This window comes from Hyphomicrobium sp. (assembly GCF_019753045.1).
In the GTDB taxonomy this organism is placed as follows: Bacteria; Pseudomonadota; Alphaproteobacteria; order Rhizobiales; family Hyphomicrobiaceae; genus Hyphomicrobium_B.
Map to the genome: position 1 here is coordinate 98,501 of NZ_JAIELN010000014.1, position 12,398 is coordinate 110,898.

At 60.4% G+C, this 12,398-nt stretch carries 9 protein-coding genes; 3 read left to right on the top strand and 6 right to left on the bottom strand.

Annotated elements, in window-relative coordinates:
* Nucleotides 1-59 precede the first annotated feature (59 nt).
* Nucleotides 60-1,307, bottom strand: coding sequence for a PQQ-dependent sugar dehydrogenase (locus K2Q04_RS16150; RefSeq protein WP_291165723.1), 1,248 nt, complete (start codon nt 1,305-1,307; stop codon nt 60-62).
* A 325-nt stretch (nt 1,308-1,632) separates the two neighbouring features.
* Here K2Q04_RS16150 and K2Q04_RS16155 point away from each other — a divergent pair, with 325 nt between their 5' ends.
* Nucleotides 1,633-3,807: an adenylate/guanylate cyclase domain-containing protein gene (locus K2Q04_RS16155; protein WP_291165724.1), complete on the top strand. Its 2,175-nt coding sequence runs from the start codon at nt 1,633-1,635 to the stop codon at nt 3,805-3,807.
* Nucleotides 3,808-3,820: 13 nt separating this feature from the next.
* Here the strand turns inward: K2Q04_RS16155 and K2Q04_RS16160 are convergent, their stop codons facing one another.
* The gene (locus K2Q04_RS16160; RefSeq protein WP_291165725.1) at nt 3,821-4,813 is read right to left on the bottom strand and encodes a FecR domain-containing protein; all 993 of its coding nucleotides are present in this window, start codon (nt 4,811-4,813) and stop codon (nt 3,821-3,823) included.
* A 397-nt stretch (nt 4,814-5,210) separates the two neighbouring features.
* Here K2Q04_RS16160 and K2Q04_RS16165 point away from each other — a divergent pair, with 397 nt between their 5' ends.
* Nucleotides 5,211-6,185, top strand: a complete 975-nt coding sequence (locus tag K2Q04_RS16165) for a hypothetical protein (RefSeq protein ID WP_291165726.1) — start codon at nt 5,211-5,213, stop codon at nt 6,183-6,185.
* A 61-nt stretch (nt 6,186-6,246) separates the two neighbouring features.
* Nucleotides 6,247-8,004 carry a c-type cytochrome gene (locus K2Q04_RS16170; protein ID WP_291165727.1) on the top strand — a complete coding sequence of 586 codons (1,758 nt, stop codon included), beginning with the start codon at nt 6,247-6,249 and terminating at the stop codon, nt 8,002-8,004.
* 44 nt (nt 8,005-8,048) lie between these two features.
* On the opposite strand, the gene K2Q04_RS16175 is transcribed toward K2Q04_RS16170, so the two are convergent.
* The 4 genes from K2Q04_RS16175 to K2Q04_RS16190 form a co-directional block, all read right to left on the bottom strand.
* Nucleotides 8,049-8,420 (bottom strand): tRNA-binding protein, encoded by a 372-nt coding sequence (locus K2Q04_RS16175; RefSeq protein ID WP_291165728.1) that lies wholly within the window; start codon nt 8,418-8,420, stop codon nt 8,049-8,051.
* A gap of 10 nt (nt 8,421-8,430) precedes the next feature.
* On the bottom strand, nt 8,431-8,823 hold the full coding sequence (locus K2Q04_RS16180; RefSeq protein ID WP_291165729.1) for a tautomerase family protein: 393 nt from the start codon (nt 8,821-8,823) through the stop codon (nt 8,431-8,433).
* 35 nt (nt 8,824-8,858) lie between these two features.
* Nucleotides 8,859-9,848 (bottom strand): MDR family oxidoreductase, encoded by a 990-nt coding sequence (locus K2Q04_RS16185; RefSeq protein ID WP_291165730.1) that lies wholly within the window; start codon nt 9,846-9,848, stop codon nt 8,859-8,861.
* Nucleotides 9,849-9,961: 113 nt separating this feature from the next.
* Nucleotides 9,962-12,313: a DUF1989 domain-containing protein gene (locus K2Q04_RS16190; protein WP_291165731.1), complete on the bottom strand. Its 2,352-nt coding sequence runs from the start codon at nt 12,311-12,313 to the stop codon at nt 9,962-9,964.
* Between the last annotated feature and the right edge of the window lie 85 nt (nt 12,314-12,398).

Genomic DNA, 12,398 nt, shown 5'->3' on the forward strand with positions numbered 1-12,398 from the left:
CCGAGGTTCGCAAGCGGGGGGCGCCATGAGCGGCGACCATCCGCCAGAGGGTCGATCGTCTACTGATCAGATCTGACCTTGGCGACTTGATCCGTCAGCGGCTCTATCCGGTAGATCGAGGCTTCGGAACTGTCGGTCAACAAATAGATATACCCGTCTGGAGCGACTGCGACGTCGCGAATACGCCCGATCTTATGGTGGAGATAGCGCTCTTCCTTGACGACTTTGCCGGAGTCCATTCGGAGCCGGATCAGGCATTCCCCGACGAGCGTTCCAACCAGGAAGTCCCCGCGCCAATCGTCGGGCATGACGTTGCCATAGTAGGAAACGAGACTGGCCGGAGCGACCGAGGGGACCCAAACATATACCGGGTCGACCATGCCGGGAGCAGATGTTTTGTCCGAAATGACTGACCCGTCGTAGTTAACTCCATAGGTAACGAGCGGCCATCCATAATTGCTGCCGCCGGTAATGAGGTTGAGTTCGTCGCCGCCTTTCGGACCCTGTTCGATTGACCAGAGCTGCCCGTCGCCGACGTTGCCGATCAGCCCCTGCGGATTGCGATGCCCGTAGCTGTAGATTTCCGGCAGCACGTCGCTGCGGCCGACGAACGGATTATCTTCGGGGATCGACCCATCCGTGTTGATCCGGATGATCTTGCCGCCATGATCGAGCAGGTTTTGCGCGCGCTCTTTCTGGAAGCGGTCGCCGATCGTCAAATAGAGAGCCTTGTCCGGCCCGAACGCCAGGCGTCCGCCGATCTGGTCGAGCCCATTCGCGGCTGGCCGGCTCTCGAAAATGACCCGCTTGTCGACGAGGTTCATGCCATCGAGGACGGCGCTCGAAATCCGTATCGTTCCGGCTTCCGGAGTTCCGTGCATATAGGAGAGAAACAAGCGGTGATTCTTCGGGAATTCAGGATCGACGAGCACATCCAGAAGCCCTGAGTGGCTGCCTGAAAGAACTGTCGGCACGCCTGCGATACCCGCCGGCAGGAGCATGTCGCCCTCGATGACGCGAAGGCGTCCGGGCCGCTCGGTGACGAGAATTCGGCCATCCGGCAGGAAGCCAATCGACCAGGGGCTTTCCAGCTTGTCGGCTATTTTTCGCAGGTCGAATGGGAAATCGCCGTCCGGAATTTCGCGAATATCGGGCTGGGTCGGCAGCGAATCGACATGCGTCTCTTCGCTTCCGATTTCGCCTCGGGAGGGTTCCGGTGCAACAACCATGAGAGCAGCGAAGAATGCAGTCGCGATTCCGGAACGAACGCCGAAATGCCGCCCGAGGGCCGATGTGATGCTGTCCAAAATGCCCCCGTTTTCCCTTTGTCTTCCGGCTCTTCGGCCGTTTATGATACTTTTAAGACTATGCAGAAAATTGGCGCGAGCAAGCCGAAAAGATGAATGTCCAATTCATCTGACCAGTCTCGATCGGTTCGAAGAAGCATCGGCTTCGTTCCACTCCGCAGAATCCGCTGCACAGAAGCGGAAGATCCTGACCACAGGCGACGATCGCGCCGGGCACTATGCCGCGCTATGTGCGCGTGCGAGAGTTGCGCAATTCAACCCGTCGTGGCCGTCGCCGAAATCGACTCTCAAATGGCTCGTTCGCCCAACCAACGGATGCTGGCCGATGAATGCTGGATTGAGCCGTCTGCCACTCGCACTGCTCATCTCCGTCGCATTGCTCGCGACCTGTCTCGCACTGCGCATCGCAGACCCCGAACCGGTGGCGCGTCTCAGGCTCTCGGCTTTCGACACCTACCTCCGCGCGGCGCCACGTCAGGTCGACCCGTCGTTTCCGGTACGCATCGTCGCGATCGACGAGGCCTCGCTCGCAGCAGTCGGCCAATGGCCGTGGCCACGAACCAAACTTGCGGACCTTGTGTCGAAACTCGTTGCGGCCGGAGCCGCATCCGTCACGTTCGACATGGTCTTCGCCGAACCGGACCGGCTTTCTCCGGAAGAGCTTCTGCGCTCCCTGGCTGATGATGCCGGGCAGGTGACTGCACTCGCGGACTTGGGACGGTTTCCATCCAACGACGCGCGTCTGGCAGCCGCCATCGAAGGTGCGCCCGTTGTTTTGGGGGTCGCCGGAAATGCAATCGGGTCCGGCAAGATAAGTCCTTATCCTGCAGCCGTTTCTTATGCGGGTGACGATCCTTTGCTCTTCGTCCACGCCTTCGCAGGCGGCGTGGAGAATCTGCCGGGCCTCACGAAAGCGGCCCGCGGTGTCGGCGCCGTCAATTGGTTGCCTTCGAGCGATCAGGTAGTGCGGCGCATACCGCTTCTCGTTTCGATCGGCGGCTCGCTCTATCCCTCTCTCGCGCTCGAAGCACTCCGGATCGGCACGAAACAATCGACGATATTCATCAAGTCGTCGGGTGGAAGCGGTGTCGAAGCTCTCGGACAAAAAACGGGCGTGGAGAGCGTCCGCGTCGGCGATACGGTTCTTCCGTCCGATGGACGAGGCGAGTTGTGGCTGAAGTTCGCGCCGAGCGATCCGAGACGCACGATATCGGCGTTGAGTATTTTCGACGGCACTGCGAATGCCGACGATATAAAATCGCGGCATATGATTATTGGTGCGACGGCGACTGGCCTTCTTGACCTCAGGGCAACGCCGCTCGAGCCTGCTGTTCCGGGTGTCGAAGTTCATGCACAAGCTCTAGAGCAGATGCTCTCGGGCGATCACCTCGTCCGCCCGGCCTATGCTTCAGGCGCCGAACTCACATTCCTTTTGGTCGTCGGCGTGCTGGTCACTTGGCTGATCGAACGATCGGGAGCTTTGCGCGCCGCAATTGTCGGACTGACATCGATCGCGTTCATTGTCCTGCTCTCCTGGCTCGCGTATTCGCGCGCCGGATTGCTGTTCGATCCCGTATATCCGTCGCTCTCCGTGGCGCTCCTTTATTTCGGCGTATCGCTGACGAGCTTTATCAAATCCGAAATTCAGCGCGCCGAAATCCGCTCGGCATTCGGACATTACGTTGCGGCGCCGTTGGTCGAGGAACTCGCGAGAAACCGCGATAAGCTGAAGCTCGGCGGCGAGACACGCGAAGTCACGCTTCTTTTCGCCGACGTTCGCGGCTTCTCGAAAATTTCGGAAGGCCTGCAGGCGGACGAATTGATCCGTTTCGTCAATCGCCTCTTCACGCCGCTGACGGATGTCATCCTCGGTCATAGCGGCACGATCGACAAGTTCATGGGCGACGCGGTGATGGCGTTCTGGAATGCGCCGGTGCATGACGCGAACCACGCAAGCAACGCCTGCCGCGCCGCGCTCGCAATGCTCGACCGTTTAGCCAGTCTCAACGACGCGCTGAGAGCGGAGGCCGTCGCGGCTGGCGCGCCATTCGTGCCGGTGCGCTTAGGGATTGGCTTGAATACGGGAGAATGCGTCGTCGGCAACGTCGGCTCGCCACAACGCTTCGATTATTCGGTTCTCGGTGACGTTGTGAACGTCGCGGCCCGGTTCGAGGAATCGACGAAGATGTTCGGCGCGAGGATCGTCGTTGGCGAGCGGACGGCGGCGCAGGCTCCGCAGTTCGCATTCCTGGAACTCGGCTCCGTCACGCCCCGCGGGAAGGATCGTCCAGAAAACGTTTTCGCTCTGCTCGGAGACGAGACCTACGCCGCCTCCGAAGCGTTTCTCAATGTGCGCAACGCGCATGTTGCGTTTCTTGCCGCGCGTCAGGCCGGCGACCCGCGACAAGCCGAGGAAGCTCTCGCCGCCTGCATGCGCAGCGCGCCGGAGGACATGGTCGCCTACTATCGCAACAGCGCGCGTGAGAAAATCGCGACCTGATGCGATGATCGCATCAGCGGCCTCTGCTGCCGTAGTTGCCGCCATCGCCGCCTCCGCGATGGCCTCCGAATCCGCCCATTCCGCCGCCGCCGATTACGATGCCCATACCGGTCATGCAACTCGGGCAATCGTCACCGTATCCTCCATTGCGCGGTTTCGTCGGCTTCTGCGTCGCAACCTTCTGCTTCTTCGGCTCTTTGCGCGGCGTCTCGGCTTTGCGTGTTTTGACCGGCTTCTGAATCTCGATCGGTGAATGCGGGTTGATGCAATCTTTCGCCGGTGCGTCGGGTAATGACGCTTCGATGATTTGCGCGCGCGTCAAAAGCGGGTTGGGATCGATCGATGGAGTATTGATGACGAAGGGGAAGGCTGTATCGAACGCAACCGCGTTGCCGTCAGGAAGCTTGGACCAATTGAAAGGCCCCGTGACTGTCCCATCGCTTGCGATGTGCATCATCTGTCCTGGACGGTCGAGAACGCGGCAGACATTCTTCTTGCCGGTCGCCTCGAGCGCGCCTTCGTGAAGCAGCACCCACACCGACTTGTCCGGCAATATGTAAGAGTCGAATATCGTGCCCCGCACGGTTATCGATGCGTTCGGTGTGTTGATGACATACGTCGGTTTCGCGGCGACGCCTGTGATGAAGCGAAACGCGCCCTTCGCGACGTTGAGAATGATCGAGCCCGTTTTCTTGTCGCTGTCGTAAACGAATTTATCGAGCACGAGCCGCGAGCCGGGCCCAAGCGCAAGCTTCGTGTCGTCGTCGAGCTTGAACTCGCCTTGCGCGTCCGTGTTGACCTCGATGATCTCGTCCTGGCGAACGTCGTCGCCGCGCGCAAGCTTACGCTGCTTTTCTGCGTAATCTGCCATGACGATATTGGTAATCACGACGGCATCGCCGATGCGCTCGCCCGATGCTGCATGCGCCGGTTGGAGATGGCTGGCGAGCGTGCTCGCCGTAGCGGCCGACACGATGATCGCGAGTTTCTTCCAAGATCTCGACATGGCAAAGGTCCCCAAAATCGGCGGATCGAAGGCTATGCGTCCGATGAATAGCACAGTTGCGCTTTGAGGGCTCGTCTAATGGATGCTCTACATCACGTGTTGTTCCCTGCGTGACAGAGTGCCAGGAAAGTGTCGGCACCCTTTCATTCTCAATCGTTTCGAAATAGCAATTAAACTATAACGTAAGCAGGTGAGAGTTTCCCGAACGCCGTTTTGAAGAAACTCGAACCATTTACGCGTTGATCAGTTGATGCCAGCGGGACTTGCCTGAACATGAACGCCGGCCCGCGGAAACCGATCAATCCCGCCAACGCATATCAATGCCGTCGATGACAAAACAAATCTGCAGAACGCATGAGCACGGTACGGCGGGCCGATGCTTGGCGAGGGAGTAATCATGAAGCTGTTTCGCGGCCCTATTATTGGCCTGACCGCCTTTGTCTCTATCGGCGCTCTTATAGTCGCCACGCAGGCGATTGCTGGCGACTTGAAGCCGATCGAAATCCCGGGCGATCAAGCCTACCCCGAAAGCATGTCCGCGGCGTCCGACGGAACGATCTACATCAGCAGCCTGGCCTCCGGCGGCGTCGCCCGCGTCAAGCCCGGAGCGTCGAAAGCTGAGATGTGGATCAAGCCCGGAGCTTTCGATACGCGTTCGACGTTCGGCGTCCTGGTCGATGAGCCGTCGAAAACGCTTTGGGTTTGCTCCAACGATGTTTCGAGCTTGGGCGTTCCCGGACCGTCGAACGTCACAGGCGCGTATTTAAAAGGCTTCGACCTCGCAACCGGCGAAGGCAAACTCAGCGCCGCATTCCCCGGCAAGGCGACGATCTGCAACGACATGGTCGTCGCTCCCGACGGCACCGTGTACGTGACGAACACCGCCGCACCACAAATTTTGCGCCTTAAGCCCGGCGCGAAAGAACTTGAAGTCTGGGTCGAAAACGGTCTGCTCGTTCCGAAGAACGGCGCGGGCCTCGACGGCATAGCCTTGGGAAGCGACGGCAATCTCTACGTCAACACCTATGGCGGCGGCGAATTCTTCCGCATCGACGTCAAGGACGGCGCGCCCGGCGCCGTGACCAAGCTGGCGACATCACGCCCGCTGAAGTTCCCGGATGCTCTGCGCCAGCTCAACGGCAACACGTTCCTCATGGTGGAAGGCGCCGGCACCCTCGATCGGGTGATCGTGGACGGCGATAAAGTCACTATCGAAAACTTGAAGGATGGCCTCATCGGCCCGACGTCTCTCGCGAAGGTCGGCAGCACGGTCTGGGTCGGCGAGGGTCAGCTCAATCATCTTTTCTCGCCGAAAGAGAACGGACCGCCGAAGCTGCCGTTCCAAGCCGTGCCGGTGACGATCGGCGACTGAACAATGCTGCCCGGACTTTCGTCCGGGCAGCTTCGATCTTTCAAAGTACAGGAGTTCAGCCATGCAACCTGCCGGAACAAAGCGCGCTGCAGTTTTTGCCGCGCCGGTGGCGCTCGCTCTCGGTTTGCAATTTGCCGGCACGCCCGAGGCGAGCGCCGAAACGTGCCCGGGCGGCAATGCCGGGCTCAGCCTGCCGAAGGGGTTCTGCGCGACCGTTTTCGCCGACAACATCGGCCATGCCCGCCAGATGGCGGTCGGCAAGGACGGCACCGTCTTCGTGAACACATGGAGCGGCGTCTATTACAAGAACAACGATTTGCCGCCGGGCGGCTTCGTCGTTGCGCTGAAAGATACGAAGGGCACCGGCACCGCCGATGTCGTCAAGCGCTTCGGCGAAACGCAGAAGGAAGGCGGCCACGGCGGCACCGGCCTCGCCCTATACAACAATTACGTATATGCGGAGATCAACGATCGCATCGATCGCTATCCGCTGAAGGACGGAGAGATCACACCCGAAGGCAAAGCCGAGACGGTGCTCTCCGGCATGCCGATCAACGGCGACCATCCGATGCACTCGTTCATCATCGATGCCGACGGCAATCTGTTCGTCAGCATGGGGTCGGCAACCAACAACTGCGAAATCAAGAACCGCATGCCGCACTCGAAGGGTCACAATCCGTGCGTCGAACTGGAGACGCGGGCTGGGGTCTGGAAATACGACGCCAACAAGCTTGGCCAGAAATTCTCGCCCGCCGAGCGTCATGCAACCGGCATCCGGAACGGCGAGGGCTTGGATTTCGATTCCGCGGGCCAACTCTATGTAACGCAGCACGGGCGCGACCAGCTGCATGAGAATTGGCCGGAACTTTACTCCGCGCAACAGGGCTTCGATCTGCCGGCTGAAGTCGTCGTCGCGCTGAAGCAGGGCGGCGATTACGGCTGGCCGTATTGCTACCACGACGGCGCGCAGCAGAAGCTCGTGCTGGCTCCGGAATACGGCGGCGATGGCGGTAAGAAGGTAGGACAGTGCGCTGAGAAGCTCGGACCCGTCGCGTGGTTCCCGGCGCATTGGGCGCCGAACGACATGAAAATTTACAAAGCCTCGACGTTTCCAGAACCCTATCGCAACGGCATGTTCATCGCATTTCACGGTTCATGGAATCGCGCACCAGGTCCGCAGGGCGGCTACAACATCGTCTATCAGCCGTTTGCCGATGGTAAGCCCACCGGCAAGTTCATCGTCTTTGCTGATGGTTTCGCCGGCGCCAAGAAGGATCCAGGCGGCGCTGCGCACCGGCCATCGGGACTGGCCGTCGGCCGAGACGGCGCTCTCTATATTTCGGACGACGTAAACGGCCGCATCTGGCGCGTCACCTATTCCGGCGATCCGAACTCGAAGACCCTCGATGCAGCGCCGGAAGTTCAGACACAGGAGGCAAACGCGGGTCAGGCTTCGCCGCCGGAGGGTGTTCATCCTGAGGCCGGAGCATTGGCAGCGCTCCCCGTACCGCCGGGCTCGACTGCCGATCAGGTCGCGCTCGGAAAGAAAGTCTTCGATGGTGACGTCGGCGGCGCGACATGTGCCGGATGTCATGGCGCGGGCGGGGTGGGCAGCCCGGTCGGCGCCGATCTCACGTCAGGAAAATGGTTATGGAGCGACGGCAGCGTCGAGGGTATCACCAAGACGATTTTGGATGGCGTGCCCGAACCGAAGGAGCATCCCGGTGCCATGCCGCCGAAGGGCGGCGTCGAACTATCGGATGATCATGTGAAAGCCGTCGCCGCTTACGTCTGGGCGCTCGGAGATCGGAAGAAATAGCAACCGAGAGCGCGCGGCCTTGCGGGCGGCGCGCTCTTCTCCAATCAGAACAGGCGCGCGCCGTTCGGCACCTTGATGTCGGGCTTGAACATCACGACCTCGCCGCTTTCATCCGGAAATCCGAGCGTCAGTACTTCCGACATGAATTTGCCGATCTGGCGCGGCGGAAAATTTACGACTGCCGCCACCTGCCGCCCGACGAGGGTCGCGCAATCATAATGCCGCGTGATCTGCGCGCTCGATTGCTTGACGCCGATACCGTTGCCGAAATCGATCCTGAGCTTCAGTGCTGGCTTCCTTGCTTCCGGATAAGGCTCGGCGGCAACGATTGTACCGATGCGGATATCGACCGCGAGAAACTGGTCGAACGTTATCGCTGGCGCCGCGGGCGCATTTGGATCTTGGACGAGATGCATAGCGTCGCCTCTACTCGAGCTTGCCCGTTAGAAATTGCGCTTCGCCGTTTCCGAACGACCAATCGGCATCGGTGTTGATGACGAAGTTGACCATCACATCGCTCGGCGCGATGCCGCAACGGCTGGAAAGCGCCTCCGTCAACAGCCGGTAGAATTCCTGCTTCTGTTCCGTTGAACGCGGCCGGCTCGTCACCTGAACGAGAACGACCTTGTGGGTGCGCTCGATACCGAGGCCGGTATCCTCGATCCGCACGCGGCTCGGCTCGTGCTCGTGAACGATTTGATAGCGGTCGCGAACAGGCACCTTGAATGCCTCCAGCATGGCGTCGTGCGCCGCATCGAGCAGCGTGGCAATTTCGGCGTCAGTGCGCCCCTTGATGAGATCAAATCGAAGAAATGGCATGGGCAATTCCTTGAGGCTACAAATGCTGAAAGACGTTACGAGAGGACGCCGGTCTCAACGACGAGACGGCCACGCACTTTTCCGGCGAGAAGATCACCCGCGGCTGCGATGGCCTGTTCCAGCGGAATGGTGCGCGTCATGCCATCGAGCTTGTCGAAGTCGATCTCATGGGCGAGACGTTTCCAAGCGGTCGTGCGATCCGCAATAGAACGGTAGACGGAGTTGATGCCAACGAGCGTAACGCCGCGCAGAATGAAGGGCGCGACCGTCGTCCGGAAGTCCAAGCCTTGCGCAAGGCCACATGCAGTGACGACGCCGTCGTCCTTCATGCTCGCGCAGACGTTTGCAAGCGTGTGGCTGCCAACGCTGTCGACTGCGCCCGCCCATCGAGCCGTTTGAAGCGGCCGGCCCGGCTCCGAAAGCGCTTTGCGATCGATGATCGTCTTCGCGCCCAAGCCTTTCAAGTACTCGGCTTCTTCGACGCGGCCGGTCGATGCGGCGACGTCGTAGCCGAGGCGCGACAGAATGAGAACGGCAACGCCGCCGACGCCGCCGCCCGCACCCGTTACGATGATCTCGCCCTTGTCCGGCGTGACGCCTTCGCGTTCGAGCGCCATCACGCATAGCATCGCTGTGTATCCTGCCGTGCCGAGCGCCATCGCGCGGGCAGGGGGCAAGCCTTCGGGAAGCGGAATGAGCCAGTCACCCTTGACGCGCGCATATTGGGACAGGCCGCCCCAGTGACTTTCGCCGACGCCGAACCCGTTGAGCAGAACCGCGTCGCCCGCTTTGAAACGGGGATTGCTGCTCTCTTCGACCACCCCTGCGAAGTCGACGCCCGGCACCATCGGGAACGAACGGATGATCGGCCCTTTCCCGGTAATCGCAAGACCGTCTTTGTAATTGAGTGTCGAATGGCTGATGCGCACCGTCACGTCGCCTTCAGGCAGTGACTGCTTATCGAGTTCCGCAAGACGAGGCGTTGCGCGCTCGCCGTCTTTTTCTATCAGGATCGCCTTGAACATCTCGTGCCTCCGAGGGGTTCGGCGCGTTTACTCTTCGCAGTCATCGGAGGCAAGACGCGAAACGGCCGCCATCGCTGGCGGCCGCCACTTTCGCATGGGAGTTATGCGAAGGCTTACATTTTAACGCGCTTCTTCTCCGGATCGTAGAACGGAAACGGCACGACCGTCGCCTTGAAACGCTTCTGCAGTCCGTCGAGACGTCCGATCTCGAGCGCTGTCCCCGTCGCCGAATGGGTGACGTCAACCCGCGCAAACGCGAGCGTCTTTTTAAGAAGCGGCGAGCGCATCGCACTTGTCACCGCGCCGACCTGCGCGCGGCCGACGAACACCGGGTCGCCGTGCGCGGGCTTTTCGTTCCCCTCAATTTCGAGGCCGACGAGCTTCCGAAGCGGATTAGCGCGCCGCTTCTCGATTGCGGCCTTGCCGATGTAGTCTTCATCTTTCTTCGTCGGAACGGTGAAGCTGATGCCAGCTTCGAGCGGATCAGTCGTTGAATCGAAATCGTGACCGCCGAAGACGAGGCCGGCTTCGATGCGAACCATGTCGAGCGCATCGAATCCGAACGGCTGAATTTTGAACGGCGCACCGGCTTCCATGATCTTATCCCAAACCGCAGGCGCGTCCTTGGGATGACAGAACACTTCGTATCCGAGTTCGCCCGTATAGCCCGTTCGCGAAACGAGCACCGGAATGCCCGCGACGCCACCGATGCGGCCGACCGTGAAGCGGAAGACGCCGAGCTCCTGCATCGTCGGCCGGCCAGGCGGCGTCTCGATGATCTTCTGAAGAATTTCCCGCGACTTCGGGCCCTGAACGGCAACGTTGTTGAGTTCCGACGTCGCCGTCTTGAGGTTCACTTTGTAGTTTGTTTTGGCGAGCTGCTCCTTGAGCCAGATGAGGCTCGCGTCATCGCCGCCGATCCAGCGGAAGTTGTTTTCGCCCAAACGGAACAGTGTCCCGTCGTCGACCATGCCGCCGTGTTCGTAGCACATCGGCGTATAGTAGATCTGCCCGACCGAAAGCTTGCGAACGTCGCGCGTGATGATGCCGTTGAGAAACTGCTCGGCATCGGGTCCGAGCACTTCCATCTTCCTGAGGGGCGAGAGGTCCATGATGACCGCCCGTTCACGGCACGCCCAATATTCTTCGATCGCGCCGGCGTTCGCGTAGCAGTGAGGAACCCAGAAACCGCGGTAATCGCCGAAGTTGCGGGTGAGGGCTGACGTGCGCGGGTGAAATCCCGATTCTCTTGTCAGCTGAAGCGGAGCATCCGGTGCCATTCTGTATCCGATCGAGCGCTTGAAGGGTGTGTCTTTCGGGTAGACCCGAACGTGTATTTCAGTGAGGTTCCAGCCGTTCGACGCATCGATATCGGCTGGGCAGGCAGAGGTGCCGCAGACGAGATCCGTCAGCGCGCGCATCATCACGTAGTCGCCGGGACGCGACCAAGGTTCATCCGACCAGATGTTGTTGTGGCAGTCGACGTTGGTGTTGAAGAAGAAGTTGATCGCCGGCCAGCCCCTGTAGCTGCCAATGGGATAGTCCTTCAGCGCATCGTTGAAATTATCGCTGCAGTTCGGATGCCCGAAGTAACCCATGTCCTCGTAATAGCGCGTCGTGCACGCAAGGTTGAACGTGTCGTGCCGACCGACGGTGTCCTGGACGACCTCGACCAGCGGATTGCGGTCGCGATCGAAGAATTTCGAGAACAAGCCCGGCTTCGGATAGGCCATGCCTGTCATCGACCGCGTCGTGGTGGAGTCGAGGCCAAGCACGTTGCCCTTATCGAGTTCCCTGCGGTTGAACGCCAGGAAGTCCGAGCACTGTCGCCCGGCCACATCGATGATCTGGATGTACTCGCCTTCGTGAACTTCGAAGCTTTCGGCGCTCGAGATGTTGATGCGGATATCGAGACGCGGTTCGGCGATCGGCTCCGGCAGCTTCGCTTCGTTCAGAAGCCGCGGATTGGCTCGCTGAATGAAAACCAAAATATCGGTTGCGGGCGTCTGTTCCCATACGATCATGGGCTCCGCGGGCGCACCGAAGACGGCGAGAACCGACCGTTCAACGTCCAGCGAAACGACATCGCCCGGAACGCAATCCGGCCCAAGCACCCTCGCGGCTTTCACGCGACCGATATCGAGCCCCCGCCTGAACAATCCGAAGCGCACGCGTTGCGCGTCTTCGCTGTCGGCTTCGAGGGCCCGTTGAATTCCCGTCGGCTTGGCACTGCCTTTGAGGCCGAGCGCCCCGAGATCGCTTTTGCCTCCCGGTGCGAACGCCGCAATTTCCACTCCCTGTCCGCCCTCGAGCGGACTGAGTTCGACGCGGTCGCCCTTGTCGAGTTCGAAGACCGCCGTGCCGCCGCCTTTGAGCACGTAGCGCTCGACACCGGGCGCCAGCGATGATTGTCCTGGAACGAAAAGTTTCGGGCGCGCGGGGGACGTCAGAACAGTTTCGCTCATCTTGTCCTCATTTCGCTAAAGAGCATGACGTTCGGATGTGGACCGGCCGCGTGTGCGGCCAGTCCACGATTTGCTTCTTACGTAG